This window comes from Paraburkholderia kirstenboschensis, assembly GCF_032806925.1.
GTDB classification, from domain to species: Bacteria; Pseudomonadota; Gammaproteobacteria; order Burkholderiales; family Burkholderiaceae; genus Paraburkholderia; species Paraburkholderia kirstenboschensis.
In genome coordinates this window covers 215386-236317 of record NZ_CP136512.1, presented here as the reverse complement: position 1 = coordinate 236317, position 20932 = coordinate 215386, and the positions used below count along the sequence as shown (strand labels likewise).

The window sequence follows — 20932 nt, the reverse complement described above, 5'->3', positions numbered from 1 at the left end:
TGCGACAGTTTCGCCACCTTGGTCAATCCAGCATGGACATGCGCAGCAAAACCAACGACGCGATGCCGCAACCTGCCGCCGCGCGCCATGTTCAATGGCCAACCGCGGGAGAGGGCGCACTCGCCGCCGCGGACACGGAAAGCACGGCGAATTCAAGCCAGGAGCGGCGGGCCGACACGCAACGCATCGGTTTTTTTCTGGTACCCAACTTCTCGATGATGGCGCTCAGCTCCGCGAGCGAGCCGTTGCGCGCGGCCAACCGGGTGAGCGGCAGGCCGCTGTACAGCTGGCATCTCATCAGCGCCGACGGCGAGCCGGTGTCGTCGAGTTCAGGGTTCTCGCTGCAGCCCGAATCGGCAATGACCTCGTCGATTGCTGTCGATCAGCTGTTCGTGGTGGCGAGCATCGGCGTGGAGAACTACCGCAACGAGCGGGTGTTCGACTTTTTGCGCCGCTATGCCGCGACGGGCAAACCGCTCGGCGGCGTGAGTCTCGGCACGATGATCCTGGCGCGCGCCGGGCTTCTCGAGAAGCGGCGTTGCACGATTCATTGGGAAGCGTTAAAAGCACTCGCCGACGAGTTTCCCTCGCTGGCGGTCACGCGCGACCTCTACTGCATCGACGGTGACCGGCTTACCTGCGGCGGCGGCACAGCCGCGATCGATCTGATGCTGGACGTGATCGCTCGGGCGCATAACCATCGGCTTGCGGCCGATGTCGCCGACCAGTTCCTGCATACGCGTATTCGCGCGTCGCAGGAGAGCCAGAAGATGGCGATTCAGTGGCGCTATGGTATCGAGGACCGGCGCATCGTCAATGCGATCACGCTGATGGAGCAGAACATAGAGCGCCCGGTTCCCGTGCAGACGCTCGCCTCGCTGGTCGGCATTTCGCCTCGCCAGTTCGAGCGTATGTGGCTCAAGCACTTCGACATGGGGCCCTCGCAGTTCTACCTGAGCGTGCGCCTGAAGGCGGCGCAAAAGCTCCTGCACGAATCGACATCGTCCATTTTCGACATCGCAATGCAGTGCGGATTTGCTAGCGCCTCGCATCTGGGGCGGTGTTATCGGAAGCTCTTTGACGCCACGCCCGGACAGGAGCGTGCCACCAGGGGCAAGTGAAGCTCGCCATTGCGTAAGCAGACAATATCCGGTTCCGCCTGCTGCGAGCCGGATCAGCGTCGAGCATAACAGTGATGGTCTCGCAAGTTGTGTCGACGGCTCCGTCGCTCGCGGTGCTCAAATGAATGCGGCCGCTCGTTGTGGCCGAGCGGCCGTACTGATCCCCGACCTACATGCCGATGCTCGAGCCGCCGCTCGAACTGGTGCCTGTGCTCGATCCCGTGGAGGAACTCGAGGTCGATGCCGGATTCAGATCGATTCTTCCATAGACGCCGTCTGCTTCGTCATTGGGCCCCGCGGCGAAGAAGAGCGTAGTGGCCGGCTGATTGTTGAGCCCGTTGCCGAACGCGATGCCCCACAAGCCCGGCTCGACTATCGCACTGCCGTTCGAACTCTTGATGGCACCCATCGACTGACCGCTCGATGCGTTGAATGCGTTGATCTTGCCGTCGCCGAAATTGCCGATCAGCACGGCGCCGCTCAATGAGCCGAAATTGTTCGGCGCTTGCGCAATACCCCATGGCGCATTCAGCGCGCCACCCGTTGCAAAGTGCTGTTTGAGATTACCTGCCGTATCGAATACGTCGACCATACCGAGTCCCGCGCCGGCGACGTCGTCATGTTTGTCGGAATCCTGTTGCGCGTAGGCGACGAACAGGTTCGATCCGATCAACTGGATGCCGAACGGCGCAAAGCCGGCAGGAATGGATGGATCCGTAAAGCCGCCGGGCATGGCGACTTTGGCAAAGTTGGTGTCGAAGACGTCGATCTTGCCGTTATGGAAATCGGTGGCGTAGAGGAAGTTGCTGCCGTTGTTCGTCGCGAGCGCTAGGCCCTTGTACACGGCGCCGCCGGTGCCGTCGTCGTACATGACAAACGCATTGGTCGGCCCAACGGCAGGTGCCCACGCGGTGACGGTGCCGCCTTCTCCCACGAAGATAAATGCGGCGAGGCCAGTCTTGCCGTTTCGCGTCACGTTGAAGCTTTGCGTGCCGTTGAATACGATGCCTGTCGGCGACGCTGTTCCATTCGTGCCATCCGGGATCGTGACGACCAGCGATTGCGGTACGCCGTTGCCGTCATAGAGTGTCGCGAGGTTGGTTCCGTTGTCGGCGACCCAGACGAAGCCTTTCGGATTGAAGGCCACGCCCCAGGCATTCTTCAGATTGACGTCGGTGTGCGCCGCTGACACGGCGCCATCCGAGACGAGCGCCGTTGCGGTGAACGACGACTGCGCAGGCGGCGCAGAACTGTTCGAATTGGAACTGCCGCCGCATGATACGAGTGTCGCGATAGCCGCGCCGCAGGCTACGACGGTGAACGCTGCGAGTAGAGACTTCATGGCCGCACTCCTTGTTCCGTCCAAAGGTCACAACGCTGAATGAACGAGAAGGCGAACAGGTTTATTCCAGTGGTGGAAACTTATTTGCGCGTGCTTTCTATGGCTGAACAGGATAGATAAAAGCGGATTGCGAAATTTACGCGCTGTCCCGGGTTCGCCGCGCGGCGATTACATGCGATGTAATTGGCGCCATGAGCGACCGCTTCTACTCTTTGTCTGTCGCGCTTCCATTCCGGTTGCGCTTACCGCCAAGGAGATACCATGTCCCGCTATCCCGCGTACACGATCGAATCCGCTCCAGCAGAATCAAAGCCCGTGCTCCAGCAATTGCAACAGGCGTTCGGCCTGATCCCGAACATCGCGGCCAGAATGGCTCATTCGCCGGTGCTGATCAACGGTTTCATCGGCCTGTTCGAGCGCGTCCATGCGAGCAGTTTGACCGAGCCGCAGATTCAGACGCTGTTGCTGACCAACGCGGTGACGAATGCAAGCGTTTGGGCCGTTGCATTTCACACGGCGCTAGCGTTGAAAGAGGGCGTGCATGCCGCCGACGTCGACGCGATCCGCCACGGTGTCTTGCCTGATGACCGCGAACTGGCCGCGCTATCCGCATTCGCGCGCACGCTGATAGAGAAGCGCGGGCACCTGACAGAATCGGACCAGACACGCTTCGTGGAAGCGGGGTTCAGCGCTGAGCAGATACTCGAGATCATTGCGGTGGTTGCGGCATCGACGATCACGAACTACACGGGCAGCGTAACGCAGCCTCAACTTGAAGCGCAGTTCGAGGAATTCGTCTGGCATGCGCCTACACGCTGAGTCTTTTTCAATTCTTCACCTTGACTAGGGAAATCCGATGAACGCGAGCAGTCCCGATCCGAAAGCGGCGCAGAGTGAGCTTGGCGACTTGCTGCGCTATTGGCGCGATATGCGTGGCGTGAGTCAACTGGATCTGTCGCTCGAAGCCGGCGTCTCGCAGCGCCAGATCAGCTTTATCGAAAGCGGGCGCAGTGTGCCGGGGCGCGACACGTTGCTGACGCTTGCACAGACGCTCGACGTGCCGCTGCGCGAGCGCAATGCGCTGTTGCTCGCGGCCGGCTATGCACCGGTGTATTCGGAAGCGCCCTGGAACGCACAAGAGATGCACGGTGTGATCGCCGCGCTAGAGCGCGTGGTTCGCCAGCATGAGCCCTTCCCGGCGATCGTGATGGATCGGCACTGGAACGTTCTCATGACCAACGACGCGGCTCCGCGCTTCTTCGATTGTTTCATCGACATGGCCTCGCGCAAAAGTCCACGCAACATGCTGCATCTGATCTTCGACCCGCAGGGCATGCGCCCATTCGTGGCCGATTGGGACACGGTCTCGCGAAGCCTGCTGCAACGGGTGTATCGGGAGTCGATCGGTCACGTCGTCGATGCCGGCACGAGGCGTCTGCTCGACGAACTGCTCGCCTATCCCGATGTGCCGCGCGACTGGAAGACGCATCATGCGCCGTCCGCCGTCCCCACGATGCCTGTCATTCCGATAGGTCTCGTCAGCGGGGACGTGGTCCTTCGATATTTCTCGATGGTCACGACCGTTGGTGCACCGCAGAACGTTAGCGCACAGGAGATACGCCTGGAATGCATGTTCCCCGCCGATGACGAAACCGAAGCGCGCCACCGGCAGTTGCTCGCTGGGCAATCAGAACGTTGCTGAACCGCTGTTCGATGGACATGGCTAAACGCGGCGTCTACCGTGCTGCCGCGCTGGCGTCGCGCGTCGGCAAACATGGAGCGGCCGTTTGTTCAGCGCCTAACAGAACAGCCGTACCACCACAGTGCTCCGGGCAGCCCACAGGCCCGACAACTGCAACGGTCCGCAGGCGGTTTTACTCTGCGCTGCACATTCATCGCATGGGTAATGAGCCGTATGCAAGAGAGGCGAGCGGGATTTCAAAGAGACGCGCGGCCAACGGACCAATATTCCTATGACGAGGGAACGGTGCTTGCGGACCGGACGCAACGCCACGTCCCGCCTGTGCGGGACGCGAGTCACGACCAACTCAGCCGCAGTTCCGCCTCAGGTCAAGCCTCAGGCTTTCCGCCGATGGTGTTGCCTTGTTGCCAGGCGCGCTTACCTTCCTCGGACAACTCTCCGCTACTGTGCGACGCGTCCGGCTTTGTACCTTCTACAGCCATTTTGCCGCCCGGCTGTTCCTGGGCGGGGACGCGTTCACCCTTGCGCGCCGCGGCGCGATCGTCCTGAGTGCGGCCTGCGTAAGTTTCTGTTGCCATTTCAACCTCCGAAAAGAAGAGAACCATCATTGGCTTTGCGATGAAAGCGCGAGCTTCGTACCGATGGACGCGCTTGTTTGCATCAAGGCACACCCGGCCTTACTGCGCGCATTGCTCGTGCCAGATGCGGCGCTCGCAGCGAATCGAAGGGCGTTCCATGCGGCCTGTGAGGAAATCGTCACACAATTTTCTCTCCGTGTATGATTCCGGCGTCGAAAAGCTATTGCGGGCCGGTTCCATGCACTGCGGGTGAGAGCCGCGTCTTCGCCAGCGTCGCGTCGCGCTCGCATTGAAGGCACTCGGCTAGCGGGGCAGTGGCAGATTCCTGTTCGCTCTGTCGACCGGCATGGGCCTACGACCAAGCGATGCGTTCGAATTGCGCGCTGATGTGGTCGCTCGCAGACCAATGCACAGGCGAACATCCATGCCAGTGTCCGAGCCCGGCAACCTGGAGATTGCCGCAGATGCCGCTTGTGAATACATAAAGCCGTATGGGAAAGGGCTTTGACGAAGAAACGCCCGCGTGACAGTCTCGTCGCGGATGACGAAGGAAAACCCTCAATGCTCGCAGAACAACGTCACCAATACATCCTGGCGCAAGTCGCCAAAACTGGCGCGCTCTCAGTCGCCGAGCTGGTACGCGAACTGAACGTGTCGCGCGAGACCATTCGCCGTGACCTCAACGCGCTCGCCGGACGCGGCCTGCTCGTCACCACCCACGGCGGCGCGCTCTCGAGCGACCGGCGCGAGCCCGACCTGGATACGCGCGAAGCGGCAAATGCCGGCGCGAAGCGCGCGATCGGCGAGCGTGCGGCCGAGTTCGTGCCCGACGGCGCGTCGTTGATCGTCGACTCCGGCAGCACGACTCAGGCGGTCGCGCGAGCCTTGCTCGACCGGCACCGCCTGTCGGTCTATACGAACGACTGGCGCATCGCGCTGCTGCTCGGACGGCGCAACGACAATCGCGTCACGCTATTGGGCGGCGAGCTGTCCGATATCGAAGACGCCACGTTTGGGCTCGACACGGTCCACCAGCTCACCCAATATCACGCGGACTTCGCGTTCATCGGTGCAGGCGGCATCTCGCCTGACGGCTATCTCACCGACTACAGCCGCATGGCCGCCGAGGTGCGCAGCCGCATGATCGCCGCCGCCGACACGGTGGTGGTCGTCGCCGACCATTCGAAGTTCGGCCGTGTCACGCCGGTGCGGATCAACGGCATCGAGTCGGCGCGTTATCTCGTGACCGAACTGGCGCCCGAGCGCGCGATCGGCAAGGCGATTACGGCCCATGGTCCGGAAATCGTGATTGCCTGAGTCGGCGTGCAAGACCAGCGCGTGCGGCACGGCGACGGGGAGCGACACGCGTCGCGCCACACATGCTGCAGGCAGAGCGCAGCTCGGCGTGATTCGATCCACGGTCAGCAGCCATGCATCAGCGGCTGTGCTCAACCTCTTCACGCAACCTCTTCCGCTACCGCGTTCGGCTTGGCTATTATTGGCGAATTGTGTCAATTTTTGGAATTCGACAGAATAGTCATGGCGTTGTCATCGAAACCTGTGATCCTTGCCGTGCCCATGCAGGCATGGCAGGCAGCGCGAACGTGGTAGACAGGCTGTAAGTCTCGCTTGGCAAGACGCCGCGGAGTTGTCGGCAATCTGCAATCGGTTGGCCGCATCGGGGTCGGCTGCGGCAACATGCAATAACTCACGCAAGCAGCACTTAGCAACACGCACGCAAGCAGCAAATAAAGCGCAAACGGCGCGCACCACGCGCCGTTCAATCACAACAGGTATCGGGTTTTCCCGACCGTCTGGTTTTTTGCCTTTCGGAGAAAGCGACATGACAAAGACAAACTCCCCTCAGGCCACGGGCCTCGCACGCAAACTTCTGCCGGCGCTGGTCGCCGCCGCGATGTTCGGCGGCGTGGCCGTGCAGGCCCATGCTGCCGATGCGGTGGTGCTGTACACCGCCGACGGCCTGGAAAATCTCTATAAAGACGTGCTGCCGGCGTTCGAAAAGAAGGAGGGCGTGAAAGTCAACGTCGTCACGGCGGGCAGTGGGGAAGTCGTGAACCGCGCGACCATCGAGAAGGACCAGCCGAAGGCGGACGTGATCGTCACGCTGCCGCCGTTCATTCAGCAGGCGGATCAGAGCGGTCTGCTTCAGGCATACCAGAGCGCGAACTACAAGAACGTGCCGGCGATCGCCAAAGCGCCGAACGGCTCGTGGGCGACCTTCGTGAACAACTATTTCTCGTTCGCGATCAACCCGGAAGTCACGAAAAACCAGCCGAAAACTTTTGCCGATCTGCTGCATCCGGACTACAGCGGCAAGATCGCTTACTCGAACCCGGCGACGGCGGGCGACGGCATGGCCGTGATTATTCTGACGTCATCGCTGATGGGTGAGGACAAGGCATTCGACTATCTGAAGAAGCTGGAACAAAGCGCCAAGTTCCACACCAAGGGCACGGGTTACCTCGACGTTCTGCTCTCGCGCAACGAAATCGCGTTCGCTAACGGCGATCTGCAAATGGATCTGGACGACGCGGCCAACGGCGGCCTGTCGCTCAAGCCTGTGTTCCTCGCGGCTGCACCGGGCGAGCAACCGACCACGTTCCAGTTGCCGTATGCAATTGGCCTCATCAAGAACGGTCCGAACCAGGCGCAAGGCAAGAAGCTGATCGACTATCTGATGTCGACGGAAGTGCAGGCCAAGGTGCCGGACATCTTCGGCATTCCGGGCCGTACCGACGTGCCGCTCGCCGGCAAGAACGGCGAGACGGTCAAGCAGGCGATTGCGGGCGTGAAGCTGATTCCGGTGGACTGGAACCACGTAATGACGAAGAAAGCCGACTGGACCGCCCGCTGGAAGAGCGAGGTGATCGGTTCGTCGGGCAAGCAGATCGAAGTGGTCAAGCCGAAGTAAGCAGCTCTTCGGTCCCGCTTCTCAGTCTCGCTTCTCAGTCGAAGCACGCAGCGCTCTCGCGATCGGTGTGGATCGCCGGCGCGCTGCCTGAGCATCAATCTTGTTGGAGGATGAATCCGGTGAATACGGCCAGTCTTGCTCGGCGAGGCGCGCTCGACGCCTCACTGGACGCGCTCGGCGCCGCGCGTTCGGACGCGCCTGGCGGCGTGCAGATCGACCATCTGACGGTGCGCTTCGGCTCGCGCACCGTGCTCGACGATCTGTCGCTGACGATACAGCGCGGCGAACTGCTCACCGTGCTCGGCCGCAGCGGCTGCGGCAAGACTACGCTGCTGCGGTTCATCGCCGGGTTCATCGAGGCAGACGGACTTTCCGGCACGCTCACCGTCGCGGGCCACGATCTCACGCACGTGCCGCCGCATAAGCGCAACCTCGGCCTGCTGTTCCAGAGCTACGCGCTGTTTCCGCATCTGTCGGTATTTGAAAACGTCGCGTTCGGCTTGCGCGCGCGGCGCATATCGGCGAAGGACATCGCGCGACGCGTGGCCGAGGTGCTGAAGCTCGTGCAACTCGACGACGCCGGGCACGCGATGCCCGCGCAGCTTTCCGGCGGCATGCAGCAGCGCGTGGCATTGGCGCGCGCGCTCGTGATCGAGCCGGACGTGCTGTTGCTCGACGAGCCGCTCTCCGCGCTCGATGCCAATCTTCGCGCGTCGGTGCGCTCCGAACTGAAGGCGCTGCATGAGCGCCTGCCGGATCTGACGATTGTCTGCGTGACGCACGACCAGGATGACGCGCTCGTGCTGTCGGACCGAACGCTGCTGATGCGCGACGGCCGCATCGCGCAGCTTGGCACGCCGCAACAGTTGTACGACGCGCCAAACGACGGGTTTGTCGCGCGTTATCTCGGCACGGCGAATCTGCTGCCGCCGCAGGTCGCTTTCGGCATGGACGACGCGCGCTACAACGAACGCGAGCGTGTCGCCTGTCTGCGGCCGGAAGCGCTGCGCATCGTGCCGCTTGGTGAAGGGCAGTTGCATGGCGCGATAACGTCGGTCGAATGGTACGGCTCAGTGTTGTCGGTGTCGGTCGCGCTCGACGCGATGCCGAACGAACCGCTGCTCGTCACCATGCAGCGCGGCCACGGCATGATGCCGGAGAAAGGCGCGCGCGTTTCCTTGCGTTACGAGGCTGACGATGTCGTCCTTATCCACCCCTGAGGCGTCCAATCCGCTTCCCGCCTCGGAGGCAGCCGACGCCCGCCGCAGCGCGAGCGCCGCTTTGCATCGGGCCGCGGTAAAGCGCCGCGAGCGCGCGGCGCAATGGCATCTGCTGTTCATCGCGGTGGTCGTGCTCGGGCCGCTTGTCATCTACCCGCTCGTGCGCCTGGTGCTGCTGAGCCTGAGCGGGCCGCATGGCATCGGTCTACAGGCGTATGCGGCGTTCTTCGGCAATCCGGAGACTCGCGGCGTGATCGGCACGACGCTGTGGATTCTGTTCGCCAGCGCCGGACTCGCGTCGCTGCTCGGTGTCGCACTTGCGTCGTTGCTGTTTTTCAAGCCATTTCCGGGCGCGCGGATGGTCACGCGCTTTCTCGAACTGTTCGTCGCGTTCCCGTCGTTTCTGGTCGCCTTCACGCTGATCTTTCTGTACGGCTCGCAGGGCTCGGTCAGCATCGGCTTGCAGCGGCTCTTTCATTTAGAGGCTCCGCCGCTCGATTTCCTGTTCGGCGTGGGCGGCGTGATTCTCGCCGAGGTCGTGTTCTACGCGCCGTTCGTCGTGCGGCCCACCCTGGCCTCGTTCGCCACGCTCGACATGCGTCTGATCGAAGCCGCCAGAAGTCTTGGCGCAAGCGGCTGGATGGTCGCGTTCAAGGTAATCGTGCCGCTTGCGTGGCCGGGTATCGCTGCGGGCACGATCCTGTGCTTTCTGCTGACGCTCAACGAATTCGGCATTCTGCTCGTGCTCGGCAGCGCGCATCTGATCACCTTGCCGGTCGCCATTTACAGTTCGGCCACCGTCGACCTCGATCTGCCGACGGCGGCAGCCGGCGCGGTCGTCATGCTGATCATGTCCTTGTCGCTGTACGCGTTGTACCGCCAGGTCAATCGTCGCAAGGTAAAAGGAGCGGGCCATGGCCGATGAACTCGACCCGACCGTGCTGCCGGTCATGCACAAGAAGGCGCGCCCGGTGCGCCGGAGTTTCGTCGTGCGGATGCTCGGCGGGCTGTTTCTCGGTTTTGCCGCGCTGTTGTGCTTCTGGCTTTTCGTGTTGCCGGTAATCGTGGTCGGCTTGTCGAGCGTGGCTGCGCACTGGTCCGGCACGATCCTGCCGGCCGGCTTCAGCACCCGTTGGTTCGAGCGGCTCGGGTCGAGCGACTTCGACGCGCTGACGACGAGCCTCGAGATCGGCATGGGCGTCGCCGTGCTCGGCACGATTCTCGGGCTGTGGCTTGCGCTCGCGCTCGAAGGACGCGACCGGCGCGGGCTCGGCGTGTTCGTCGACACGATTGCGATGATGCCCAACGGCGTGCCGAGCGTGGTGCTCGGGCTCGCGGTACTGATCGCCTATCACAAGCGGCCGGTGGACCTGTCGAGTTCCGCGGCGATTGTCGTGTTCGTCCAGCTCGCGCTCGTGCTGCCCTTCTGCTACCGGTGCGCGGCGGCGGCATTGCGCCCTGAACTGACGATTCTGCGCGAAGCCGCCGCGAGCCTCGGCGCGCCTCCGTCGATGGTGCTGCGCCGCGTCGTGCTGCCGCAACTCGTGCCGGCGATCCGCGCGAGTCTCGCGCTCGGCTTCGCGCTGTCGCTCGGCGAACTGGGCGCGACGCTCACCGTGTATCCGCCCGGTTTTGCGACGGTGCCAATCGTCGTGGTCGGCCAGGTCGAGCGCGGTTACTACCTGCCGGCGTCCGCGCTGTCGCTGATTCTGCTGCTCGTTTCGCTCGCCGCGCTGCTGCTGATTGCGGCCCGTGTGCCGCGTCGTCGGATCGACTGAACTCTCGTTTCCTCGTTTCCCTGGTTGCGCGTCGTGCGGCGCGTAGACATTCCGCAAACTTTGGATGTGGCGAAATTTGTCAAAATGACCGAATATATGCAAACGACTTCTGTCGATCCGATTGAGGTTGTGCGCAGGCATTCGCTCACGACACTGGTTCGCGACGAAATCGAAAGGCACATCGTCCAGGGCGAACTTGCGCCGGGCGCCAAACTCAACGAAGCGGACTGGGCGGCGCGCCTGCAGGTGTCGCGCGGGCCGGTTCGCGAGGCGTTCCGCGCGCTCGAGCAGGCCGGGCTCGTGCGCACCGAGAAGAATCGCGGCGTGTTCGTGCGGACGGTGTCGCTCGCCGAAGCCGATGAGATTTACGCGGTGCGCGCGGTGCTCGAAGAGGCGGCGTGCCGGATGTTGGCCGCGAACATCGACGCGAGTCAGCTGGCGGTGCTGCGCGATCGGCTCGATGCCATGCGCGCGGCGCTCGATGCGCAAGATCACGATGCGTACGCGCGGGCCAACGTCGCGTTTCATGACGCGATCGTGGCGGCGGCGGGCAATCTGAAGTTGTACGAGACGTATCGAAGGCTGGTGAGCGAGTTGAGTCTTTTCCGGCGTGCGGCGCTGGTGGTGCATGCGGATGCGATGGAGCGCTCGCTTGCGGAACATCGCGCGATTCTGACTGCGCTGGCTTCGCGCGATGCCGCGCATGCCGCGGCGCTAATGCACGCGCACGTGAACGGCGGCTTGCAGCGCGCGCATGCGGCGTGCGAGGGAGGCGGCGTGACGGCTGGGGCGTTGGGAACGGCGCGCAGTGCGCCGGCTTCGGACGACTGAAGCGATCGCGTCGTCGTAACGCATTGGCTTGAGCACGCGTGCGTGGCACGCAGGGACGGGAACAATGGCAAGCGCAAACGAAAACGCGAAACAACGCACGATCGAAGTCAACGGCCGCGGCTACCGGCTGCCCTTGGAGCCGACGGTTGTGATCTGCGTCGATGGCTGCGAGTTCGATTATCTGGAAGCCGCGGTCGGGGCCGGCGTTGCGCCGTTCATCGGCATGATGCTCAAGGGCGGTGCGGCCTTCAAGGGCGATTGCGTGATTCCTTCGTTCACCAACCCGAACAATCTGTCGATTGTCTGCGGCGTGCCGCCGTCGGTGCACGGCATCTGCGGGAATTACTTCTGGGACCCGGACGCGAACGGCGGCGCGGGCGCGGAAGTGATGATGAACGATCCAGCCTATCTGCGGGCCGGCACCCTGCTGGCAGCGGCAGCCGAGGCGGGCGCGCGCGTCGCGGTCGTCACCGCTAAAGACAAGTTGCGCCGGCTGTTGGGCTGGCAGCTGAACGGCATCTGCTTTTCCGCGGAAAAAGCGGACACCGTGACGCGCGAGGAAAACGGCATCGACGAAGTACTCGATCTGGTCGGCTTGACGCTGCCCGACGTGTACAGCGCGGGGCTTTCGGAGTTCGTGTTCGCCGCCGGCGTGCGGCTCGCGCAGACGCGCAAGCTCGACCTGATGTATCTGTCCACGACCGATTACATACAGCACAAATGGGCGCCGGGCACCGAAGGCGCGAACGCGTTCTACGCGATGATGGACGGCTATCTGGCGAAGCTCGACGCGCTCGGCTGGGTGATCGGGCTCACCGCCGATCACGGCATGAACGCGAAGCACGATCCGCAAAGCGGCGAGCCGAACGTGATCTATCTGCAAGACGTGCTCGACGAATGGCTCGGCGCTCGCAAGGCGCGCGTGATCTTGCCGATCACGGATCCGTATGTTGTGCATCACGGCGCGCTCGGTTCGTTTGCGACAGTCTATTTGCCACGCGATCTCGGTGCCGCGCAGGTGATCGAGCGGATTCGCGGGCTGCAGGGCGTCGAAGTCGCGCTCGATAACCACACCGCGTGTGAGCGTTTCGAGCTGCCGAATGACCGCGTCGGCGATATCGTCGTGATCGGTACGAAGCATGTGGTGCTCGGTACTCGCCGCGACGAACATGACCTGTCGGGGCTCACGGTGCCGTTGCGCTCGCATGGCGGCTTGTCCGAGCAGGAAGTGCCGCTCCTTTTCAACCGGCGTATCGACGGATTGCCGTGCCTGGAGAGCGGAAAGAGGCTGCGCAATTTCGATATCTTCGACGTCGTGTTGAACCGCGTGTCGGCATCATGAACGCGACGCTGCGGGACCATCCGGCGTTCCGGACGGAAGCGCTGCGCCTCAAAGGCGAACGCGCTGCGCGGCCACGCTCGCTCGATGTAGTCGACCCTTATACAGGCACGCGCGTGGGCACGGTCGCGCTCGCGAGCGTCGACGATGTGCGCGCCGCATTCGAATACGCCGGTGCTTATCAGGCGAAGCTCACGCGTTATGAGCGCTCGCAGATTCTCGAACGCGCGGCCACGTTGTTGCGCGACAAGACCGAAGAGGCGTCGGACCTGATCTCGCTCGAATCGGGGTTGTCCAAGCAGGACTCGCGCTATGAAATCGGCCGCGTGGCTGATGTGTTCAAGTTTGCGGCAATCGAAGCATTGCGCGACGACGGGCAGAGTTTCTCGTGCGATCTGACGCCGCATGGCAAGCGGCGGCGCGTGTTTTCGCAGCGCGAGCCGCTTGCGGGCGTGATCGTCGCGATTACCCCGTTCAACCATCCGATGAACCAGGTCGCGCATAAGGTCGCGCCGGCGATCGCGACGAATAATCGCGTGGTGCTGAAGCCGTCCGAGAAAGTGCCGCTGTCTGCGCTTTATCTCGCCGACATTCTGTACGAAGCCGGCTTGCCCGCGCCGATGCTGCAAGTGCTGACAGGCGACCCGCGCGAAATCGCCGATGAACTGATCACGCATCCGTTGGCTGAACTCGTCACGTTCACGGGCGGCGTGGCGATCGGCAAGTACATCGCGGCAAAGGCGGCGTACCGTCGCGTCGTGCTCGAGCTAGGCGGCAACGATCCGCTGATCGTGCTCGAGGACGCCGATCTCGAGCGCGCAGCGACGCTCGCGGTGCACGGCTCGTACAAGAACTCCGGACAGCGCTGCACGGCGGTCAAGCGGATGCTCGTGCAAAAGCGTGTGGCGGCGGACTTTGCCGACCTGGTCGTCGAGAAGACGCGGGCCTGGACTTTCGGCGATCCATTCGATGCAGCCAATCAGATGGGCACGGTCATCGACGTCGCCGCCGCGCAGCTATTCGAGGCGCGGGTGAATGAGGCGATTGCCGGCGGCGCGCGGCTACGTATCGGCAATCGACGCAATGGCGCGCTGTATTCGCCTACGGTGCTCGACGGCGTGGAGCCGGGCATGACCCTTGTGCGGGAGGAAACCTTTGGGCCGGTGTCGCCGATCATCGGCTTCGACACGCTCGACGACGCGATACGTATCAGCAACGGCACATGCTTCGGATTGTCTTCAGGTGTATGCACGAACCGGCAGGACGCGATCACGCGCTTCATCAACGAACTGCGAGTGGGGACGGTCAACGTGTGGGAGGTGCCGGGTTATCGGACAGAGCTGACGCCGTTTGGCGGCATCAAGGACTCGGGGCTCGGTTACAAGGAAGGCGTTCAGGAAGCGATGAAGAGCTTCACTAACCTCAAGACTTTTTCCTTACCGTGGGAGTAATAGCGTGGCATTGAGTGTGACGGACATCCGTTCGCTGTTCGAGCAGTACGGTGACATCGCCTATAGCGGGGAACCGGTGACGCAGCTCCAGCACGCATTGCAGAGCGGTGCGCTGGCCGAAGAAGCGGGCGCCGGTGACCAACTCGTCGCGGCGGCGTTTTTGCACGATCTCGGGCATCTGCTCAATCTCCAGGGCGCGACGCCGACGGAGCGGGGCATCGACGATCTGCACCAGTACTTTGCGTTGCCGTTCTTGCGGGCAGTTTTGCCGGATGCGGTGTTGGAGCCGATCCGTTTGCACGTCGACGCGAAGCGCTGCCTCTGCGCAACTGACGACGGGTATTTCGATCAGCTTTCCGCCGATTCGGTGCGGAGCCTGGATCTGCAAGGCGGCATCTTCAGCAGCGAGGAAGCGGAGAGGTTTCTGCAGAAGCCGTACGCGCAGGACGCGCTGCGGCTGCGCAAGTGGGACGACCGCGCGAAAGAAGAACACCGTGTAACGCCGGACCTGAATCACTACCTCGATGTGGTAGTGCGCGTGATGCGTAAGAGCGCGATTGTCTGACCAGGATGGTGTAGTTTTAGTCGGTCCTCGCCGTTGCGTTAGTGCTACTTCTTGCGCAATTTCCGTGTGTCGAAATAACGCTTGCAAGGCGCTGGTCGGCTCGCTAGAATCTCGCTCTTCGTGCTCCGGACGCCGGGGCACGGGAAGCGGGAGAGCCAGCAGTGGCAAGGCTTCCAGCGGTCGCAGCAGGTTCAGTCAGTAGCAAAAACCTGTTGACGGCGCAGCCGGAGTTCTTCATAATCTCGTTTCTCTGCTGCTGATGCAGCGACGCAGAACGAAGCGGTGCCGGGTGGGTGGTGGTAAGGGCAGCGCAGCGTGAAGCGGACCGATCTTTAAAAACTAACAGCCGATAAGTGTGGGCGCTTGATGCGCGACGCGAGTCCTGCCTTTGCGGAGTATTGCGTGGGGTGGGGCGTTAAAGCGAAAGTATCAAGTCTCACACAGTAATGAAAAAGGAAGGTTTGGCCGTTGAAAGATGGTTGAACACTTCGTCAGTACGTTGAGTGAGCGACCGGGTTCGAAAGAGCCCGAAAACAGTAACAGGTTTGAACTGAAGAGTTTGATCCTGGCTCAGATTGAACGCTGGCGGCATGCCTTACACATGCAAGTCGAACGGCAGCACGGGAGCAATCCTGGTGGCGAGTGGCGAACGGGTGAGTAATACATCGGAACGTGTCCTGTAGTGGGGGATAGCCCGGCGAAAGCCGGATTAATACCGCATACGCTCTGCGGAGGAAAGCGGGGGATCCTTCGGGACCTCGCGCTACAGGGGCGGCCGATGGCAGATTAGCTAGTTGGTGGGGTAAAGGCCTACCAAGGCGACGATCTGTAGCTGGTCTGAGAGGACGACCAGCCACACTGGGACTGAGACACGGCCCAGACTCCTACGGGAGGCAGCAGTGGGGAATTTTGGACAATGGGCGCAAGCCTGATCCAGCAATGCCGCGTGTGTGAAGAAGGCCTTCGGGTTGTAAAGCACTTTTGTCCGGAAAGAAAACTTCTGGGTTAATACCCTGGGAGGATGACGGTACCGGAAGAATAAGCACCGGCTAACTACGTGCCAGCAGCCGCGGTAATACGTAGGGTGCAAGCGTTAATCGGAATTACTGGGCGTAAAGCGTGCGCAGGCGGTTCGCTAAGACAGATGTGAAATCCCCGGGCTTAACCTGGGAACTGCATTTGTGACTGGCGGGCTAGAGTATGGCAGAGGGGGGTAGAATTCCACGTGTAGCAGTGAAATGCGTAGAGATGTGGAGGAATACCGATGGCGAAGGCAGCCCCCTGGGCCAATACTGACGCTCATGCACGAAAGCGTGGGGAGCAAACAGGATTAGATACCCTGGTAGTCCACGCCCTAAACGATGTCAACTAGTTGTCGGGTCTTCATTGACTTGGTAACGTAGCTAACGCGTGAAGTTGACCGCCTGGGGAGTACGGTCGCAAGATTAAAACTCAAAGGAATTGACGGGGACCCGCACAAGCGGTGGATGATGTGGATTAATTCGATGCAACGCGAAAAACCTTACCTACCCTTGACATGTATGGAATCCTGCTGAGAGGTGGGAGTGCCCGAAAGGGAGCCATAACACAGGTGCTGCATGGCTGTCGTCAGCTCGTGTCGTGAGATGTTGGGTTAAGTCCCGCAACGAGCGCAACCCTTGTCCCTAGTTGCTACGCAAGAGCACTCCAGGGAGACTGCCGGTGACAAACCGGAGGAAGGTGGGGATGACGTCAAGTCCTCATGGCCCTTATGGGTAGGGCTTCACACGTCATACAATGGTCGGAACAGAGGGTCGCCAACCCGCGAGGGGGAGCCAATCCCAGAAAACCGATCGTAGTCCGGATCGCACTCTGCAACTCGAGTGCGTGAAGCTGGAATCGCTAGTAATCGCGGATCAGCATGCCGCGGTGAATACGTTCCCGGGTCTTGTACACACCGCCCGTCACACCATGGGAGTGGGTTTCACCAGAAGTAGGTAGCCTAACCTGCGAAGGAGGGCGCTTACCACGGTGGGATTCATGACTGGGGTGAAGTCGTAACAAGGTAGCCGTATCGGAAGGTGCGGCTGGATCACCTCCTTTCTCGAGCTAGACGCGTCAAGGTGTTGAGCGCTCACGCTTATCGGCTGTAGTAGTGAAGAAACGCAGACAGACTCAGGGGTCTGTAGCTCAGTCGGTTAGAGCACCGTCTTGATAAGGCGGGGGTCGATGGTTCGAATCCATCCAGACCCACCACTGTCTTGTCTGGTGAGCTGACCGTCTAAAAACCTCTGGGATATCTGTATGACTGGGGGATTAGCTCAGCTGGGAGAGCACCTGCTTTGCAAGCAGGGGGTCGTCGGTTCGATCCCGTCATCCTCCACCAATCCTCAATGCGTAGCGTTCTGTGTGAAAGACCCAGAGCGTTGTGCATTGGCGATTGAGCCAGTCAGAAAGATGCATGGTTATAGCAACCGTGCGATCGGCTGAACGTTCTTTAACAATCAGGAAGAAGTAGTAAAGAGATTCACGAAAGTGTACCTGGAGATGGGTACATGAGTAGGTGAATCAGGGTTGTGATTGTATCAATGTATTTTTTAAGTGATCGAAAGATTGCTTTGGAATACGGCGCAACACGAATACTCAACCTGTAACGGTTGTGCAAGCTGCCCGGCCTTCCCAGTGAAGGTTCCATCCCCTGCGGGGATCGGATGGGAGTAGGCGCTAAAGCGCCAACTCGCATCGGGAGAGACACACCCGTTATAGGGTCAAGCGAACAAGTGCATGTGGTGGATGCCTTGGCGATCACAGGCGATGAAGGACGCGGTAGCCTGCGAAAAGCTTCGGGGAGCTGGCAAACGAGCTTTGATCCGAAGATGTCCGAATGGGGAAACCCACCTCTTTTGAGGTATCCGTAGCTGAATACATAGGCTACGTGAAGCGAACGCGGTGAACTGAAACATCTAAGTAACCGCAGGAAAAGAAATCAACCGAGATTCCCAGAGTAGTGGCGAGCGAAATGGGACCAGCCTGTACTCTTTATTCTTGCTGTTAGTCGAAGGCTCTGGAAAGTGCCGCCATAGCAGGTGATAGCCCTGTAGACGAAAACAGCTGGAAAGAACTAGGTGTACGACAAGTAGGGCGGGACACGTGAAATCCTGTCTGAAGATGGGGGGACCATCCTCCAAGGCTAAATACTCGTGATCGACCGATAGTGAACCAGTACCGTGAGGGAAAGGCGAAAAGAACCCCGGGAGGGGAGTGAAACAGATCCTGAAACCGCATGCATACAAACAGTCGGAGCCTTCGCAAGGGGGTGACGGCGTACCTTTTGTATAATGGGTCAGCGACTTACATTCAGTGGCAAGCTTAACCGATTAGGGCAGGCGTAGCGAAAGCGAGTCCGAACAGGGCGTTCAGTCGCTGGGTGTAGACCCGAAACCAGGTGATCTATCCATGGCCAGGATGAAGGTGCGGTAACACGTACTGGAGGTCCGAACCCACTAACGTTGAAAAGTTAGGGGATGAGCTGTGGATAGGGGTGAAAGGCTAAACAAACCTGGAAATAGCTGGTTCTCTCCGAAAACTATTTAGGTAGTGCCTCGTGTATCACCTTCGGGGGTAGAGCACTGTCATGGTTGTGGGGTCCATTGCGGATTACTACGCCATAGCAAACTCCGAATACCGAAGAGTGCAATCACGGGAGACAGACATCGGGTGCTAACGTCCGGTGTCAAGAGGGAAACAACCCAGACCGCCAGCTAAGGTCCCCAAATATGGCTAAGTGGGAAACGAAGTGGGAAGGCTAAAACAGTCAGGAGGTTGGCTTAGAAGCAGCCATCCTTTAAAGAAAGCGTAATAGCTCACTGATCGAGTCGTCCTGCGCGGAAGATGTAACGGGGCTAAGCCATATACCGAAGCTGCGGATGCACATTTATGTGCATGGTAGGAGAGCGTTCCGTAAGCCTGCGAAGGTGCACTGGAAAGTGTGCTGGAGGTATCGGAAGTGCGAATGCTGACATGAGTAGCGATAAAGGGGGTGAAAGGCCCCCTCGCCGTAAGCCCAAGGTTTCCTACGCAACGTTCATCGGCGTAGGGTGAGTCGGCCCCTAAGGCGAGGCAGAAATGCGTAGCTGATGGGAAGCAGGTTAATATTCCTGCACCATTGTTAAATGCGATGGGGGGACGGATCGCGGAAGGTTGTCCGGGTGTTGGAAGTCCCGGTCCTTGCATTGGAGAAGGCGCTCAGGCAAATCCGGGCGCGGAATTCAAGGGTGCGAGGCCATTCACTTCGGTGAAGAAGCAATCGGAAGTGGTTCCAAGAAAAGCCTCTAAGCTTCAGTTTAACAGGACCGTACCGCAAACCGACACAGGTGGGCGAGATGAGTATTCTAAGGCGCTTGAGAGAACTCGGGAGAAGGAACTCGGCAAATTGGTACCGTAACTTCGGGATAAGGTACGCCCCTGTAGCTTGACGCCCCTGCGGGCGAAGGGTGAAGGGGTTGCAATAAACTGGTGGCTGCGACTGTTTAATAAAAACACAGCACTCTGCAAACACGAAAGTGGACGTATAGGGTGTGACGCCTGCCCGGTGCCGGAAGATTAAATGATGGGGTGCAAGCTCCTGATTGAAGTCCCGGTAAACGGCGGCCGTAACTATAACGGTCCTAAGGTAGCGAAATTCCTTGTCGGGTAAGTTCCGACCTGCACGAATGGCGTAACGATGGCCACACTGTCTCCTCCCGAGACTCAGCGAAGTTGAAGTGTTTGTGATGATGCAATCTCCCCGCGGCTAGACGGAAAGACCCCATGAACCTTTACTGTAGCTTTGCATTGGACTTTGAACCGGTCTGTGTAGGATAGGTGGGAGGCTGTGAAGCGTGAACGCCAGTTTGCGTGGAGCCATCCTTGAAATACCACCCTGATCTGTTTGAGGTTCTAACCTTGGTCCGTAATCCGGATCGGGGACAGTGCATGGTAGGCAGTTTGACTGGGGCGGTCTCCTCCCAAAGTGTAACGGAGGAGTACGAAGGTACGCTAGGTACGGTCGGAAATCGTGCTGATAGTGCAATGGCATAAGCGTGCTTAACTGCGAGACCGACAAGTCGAGCAGGTGCGAAAGCAGGTCATAGTGATCCGGTGGTTCTGTATGGAAGGGCCATCGCTCAACGGATAAAAGGTACTCTGGGGATAACAGGCTGATACCGCCCAAGAGTTCATATCGACGGCGGTGTTTGGCACCTCGATGTCGGCTCATCTCATCCTGGGGCTGTAGCCGGTCCCAAGGGTATGGCTGTTCGCCATTTAAAGAGGTACGTGAGCTGGGTTTAAAACGTCGTGAGACAGTTTGGTCCCTATCTGCCGTGGGCGCTGGATATTTGAAGGGGGCTGCTCCTAGTACGAGAGGACCGGAGTGGACGAACCTCTGGTGTACCGGTTGTCACGCCAGTGGCATCGCCGGGTAGCTATGTTCGGAAGAGATAACCGCTGAAAGCATCTAAGCGGGAAACTCGCCTTAAGATGAGATATCCCCGGGGCTTCGAGCCCCTTGAAGGGTCGTTCAAGACCAGGACGTTGATAGGTCAGGTGTGTAAGCGCAGTAATGTGCTCAGCTAACTGATACTAATTGCCCGTAAGGCTTGATCCTATAACAGGTGTGTCTCGACCCACGTTAGCGCCTTGAGCGCTTACGCGGGTCCGATCCCCGAAGGGGATGCGCTGAACCTCCCCAGGAGGTCGCAGCACACACGGTTGGGATTCAGTGTTGTGCCTGAAACAACACAACCCGCCTCACCTGATGTTGACTCATCAGAACTACTTCTTCCCCGATTGGCTGTACTGCCCCACCGGCAGTACGGCAACCCGTCATGCCTGATGACCATAGCGAGTCGGTACCACCCCTTCCCATCCCGAACAGGACCGTGAAACGACTCCACGCCGATGATAGTGCGGATTGCCCGTGTGAAAGTAGGTAATCGTCAGGCTCCCCAGCAGCATCAGAAACCCCACCCCTAAAAGGGTGGGGTTTCTGCGTTTACGCGCGTTCACGCGGCCCGGACACTAGCGCCCGGACGGCCCAATCTCCTTGCCGCCG

General features: G+C 60.4%; 14 protein-coding genes, 2 tRNA genes and 3 rRNA genes. 17 read left to right on the top strand and 2 right to left on the bottom strand.

Features of this window, described 5'->3' with window-relative positions; translation table 11 throughout:
* Positions 1-38 precede the first annotated feature (38 nt).
* Positions 39-1121, top strand: coding sequence for a GlxA family transcriptional regulator (locus RW095_RS09715; RefSeq protein ID WP_317018730.1), 1083 nt, complete (start codon positions 39-41; stop codon positions 1119-1121).
* A gap of 169 nt (positions 1122-1290) precedes the next feature.
* Here RW095_RS09715 and RW095_RS09710 read toward each other — a convergent pair whose 3' ends face one another.
* A complete protein-coding gene (locus RW095_RS09710) occupies positions 1291-2463 on the bottom strand; it encodes a TIGR03118 family protein (protein WP_317018729.1) in 1173 nt (390 codons plus the stop codon).
* A gap of 261 nt (positions 2464-2724) precedes the next feature.
* Here RW095_RS09710 and RW095_RS09705 point away from each other — a divergent pair, with 261 nt between their 5' ends.
* Together RW095_RS09705 and RW095_RS09700 are read left to right on the top strand one after the other, a co-directional pair.
* Positions 2725-3282, top strand: a complete 558-nt coding sequence (locus tag RW095_RS09705) for a carboxymuconolactone decarboxylase family protein (protein ID WP_317018728.1) — start codon at positions 2725-2727, stop codon at positions 3280-3282.
* A 37-nt stretch (positions 3283-3319) separates the two neighbouring features.
* Entirely contained in the window at positions 3320-4165 is an 846-nt protein-coding gene (locus tag RW095_RS09700) for a helix-turn-helix domain-containing protein (RefSeq protein ID WP_317018726.1), read from the top strand.
* A 368-nt stretch (positions 4166-4533) separates the two neighbouring features.
* Here the strand turns inward: RW095_RS09700 and RW095_RS09695 are convergent, their stop codons facing one another.
* The gene (locus RW095_RS09695; RefSeq protein ID WP_317018725.1) at positions 4534-4773 is read right to left on the bottom strand and encodes a hypothetical protein; all 240 of its coding nucleotides are present in this window, start codon (positions 4771-4773) and stop codon (positions 4534-4536) included.
* 531 nt (positions 4774-5304) lie between these two features.
* On the opposite strand from RW095_RS09695, the gene RW095_RS09690 reads away from it, so the two are divergent.
* The 14 genes from RW095_RS09690 (at position 5305) to rrf (ending at position 20822) form a co-directional block, all read left to right on the top strand.
* Positions 5305-6060: a DeoR/GlpR family DNA-binding transcription regulator gene (locus RW095_RS09690; protein WP_027779716.1), complete on the top strand. Its 756-nt coding sequence runs from the start codon at positions 5305-5307 to the stop codon at positions 6058-6060.
* Between the two features lie 526 nt (positions 6061-6586).
* Positions 6587-7675, top strand: a complete 1089-nt coding sequence (gene phnS / locus RW095_RS09685; RefSeq protein WP_317018722.1) for a 2-aminoethylphosphonate ABC transporter substrate-binding protein — start codon at positions 6587-6589, stop codon at positions 7673-7675.
* Positions 7676-7794: 119 nt separating this feature from the next.
* Positions 7795-8895, top strand: coding sequence for a 2-aminoethylphosphonate ABC transport system ATP-binding subunit PhnT (gene phnT, locus RW095_RS09680; protein ID WP_317018720.1), 1101 nt, complete (start codon positions 7795-7797; stop codon positions 8893-8895).
* Positions 8873-9820 (top strand): 2-aminoethylphosphonate ABC transporter permease subunit, encoded by a 948-nt coding sequence (gene phnU, locus RW095_RS09675; RefSeq protein WP_317018719.1) that lies wholly within the window; start codon positions 8873-8875, stop codon positions 9818-9820. Before phnT ends, phnU begins: the two co-directional genes overlap by 23 nt.
* Positions 9810-10673 carry a 2-aminoethylphosphonate ABC transport system, membrane component PhnV gene (gene phnV, locus RW095_RS09670; RefSeq protein ID WP_317018718.1) on the top strand — a complete coding sequence of 288 codons (864 nt, stop codon included), beginning with the start codon at positions 9810-9812 and terminating at the stop codon, positions 10671-10673. The genes phnU and phnV overlap by 11 nt, the downstream gene beginning before the upstream one ends.
* A gap of 84 nt (positions 10674-10757) precedes the next feature.
* Positions 10758-11504: a phosphonate utilization associated transcriptional regulator gene (locus tag RW095_RS09665; RefSeq protein WP_317018717.1), complete on the top strand. Its 747-nt coding sequence runs from the start codon at positions 10758-10760 to the stop codon at positions 11502-11504.
* Positions 11505-11568: 64 nt separating this feature from the next.
* Complete coding sequence (gene phnA / locus RW095_RS09660) at positions 11569-12846, top strand: phosphonoacetate hydrolase (protein ID WP_317018716.1); 1278 nt, start codon at positions 11569-11571, stop codon at positions 12844-12846.
* Complete coding sequence (gene phnY / locus RW095_RS09655; protein WP_317018715.1) at positions 12843-14294, top strand: phosphonoacetaldehyde dehydrogenase; 1452 nt, start codon at positions 12843-12845, stop codon at positions 14292-14294. The genes phnA and phnY overlap by 4 nt, the downstream gene beginning before the upstream one ends.
* A 4-nt stretch (positions 14295-14298) precedes the next feature.
* On the top strand, positions 14299-14859 hold the full coding sequence (locus RW095_RS09650) for a phosphonate degradation HD-domain oxygenase (protein ID WP_317018713.1): 561 nt from the start codon (positions 14299-14301) through the stop codon (positions 14857-14859).
* Between the two features lie 547 nt (positions 14860-15406).
* Positions 15407-16941, top strand: a 16S ribosomal RNA gene (locus RW095_RS09645).
* A 76-nt stretch (positions 16942-17017) separates the two neighbouring features.
* Positions 17018-17094, top strand: a tRNA-Ile gene (locus tag RW095_RS09640).
* Between the two features lie 54 nt (positions 17095-17148).
* A tRNA-Ala gene (locus RW095_RS09635) sits at positions 17149-17224 on the top strand.
* 380 nt (positions 17225-17604) lie between these two features.
* Positions 17605-20485, top strand: a 23S ribosomal RNA gene (locus tag RW095_RS09630).
* Between the two features lie 223 nt (positions 20486-20708).
* Positions 20709-20822 (top strand): 5S ribosomal RNA (gene rrf / locus RW095_RS09625).
* Together the 16S, 23S and 5S rRNA genes with 2 tRNA genes alongside form the textbook arrangement of a ribosomal RNA operon.
* The last annotated feature ends 110 nt before the right edge of the window (positions 20823-20932 follow it).

Coding starts and splice junctions, on each gene's coding strand:
- RW095_RS09705 (WP_317018728.1), top strand. CDS start 2,725: ATGTCCCGCTATCCCGCGTACACGATCGAATCCGCTCCAGCAGAATCA.
- phnV (WP_317018718.1), top strand. CDS start 9,810: ATGGCCGATGAACTCGACCCGACCGTGCTGCCGGTCATGCACAAGAAG.
- phnY (WP_317018715.1), top strand. CDS start 12,843: ATGAACGCGACGCTGCGGGACCATCCGGCGTTCCGGACGGAAGCGCTG.
- phnU (WP_317018719.1), top strand. CDS start 8,873: ATGTCGTCCTTATCCACCCCTGAGGCGTCCAATCCGCTTCCCGCCTCG.
- RW095_RS09695 (WP_317018725.1), bottom strand. CDS start 4,773: ATGATGGTTCTCTTCTTTTCGGAGGTTGAAATGGCAACAGAAACTTAC.
- RW095_RS09700 (WP_317018726.1), top strand. CDS start 3,320: ATGAACGCGAGCAGTCCCGATCCGAAAGCGGCGCAGAGTGAGCTTGGC.
- RW095_RS09715 (WP_317018730.1), top strand. CDS start 39: ATGCGCAGCAAAACCAACGACGCGATGCCGCAACCTGCCGCCGCGCGC.
- RW095_RS09690 (WP_027779716.1), top strand. CDS start 5,305: ATGCTCGCAGAACAACGTCACCAATACATCCTGGCGCAAGTCGCCAAA.
- RW095_RS09665 (WP_317018717.1), top strand. CDS start 10,758: ATGACCGAATATATGCAAACGACTTCTGTCGATCCGATTGAGGTTGTG.
- phnS (WP_317018722.1), top strand. CDS start 6,587: ATGACAAAGACAAACTCCCCTCAGGCCACGGGCCTCGCACGCAAACTT.
- RW095_RS09710 (WP_317018729.1), bottom strand. CDS start 2,463: ATGAAGTCTCTACTCGCAGCGTTCACCGTCGTAGCCTGCGGCGCGGCT.
- phnA (WP_317018716.1), top strand. CDS start 11,569: ATGGCAAGCGCAAACGAAAACGCGAAACAACGCACGATCGAAGTCAAC.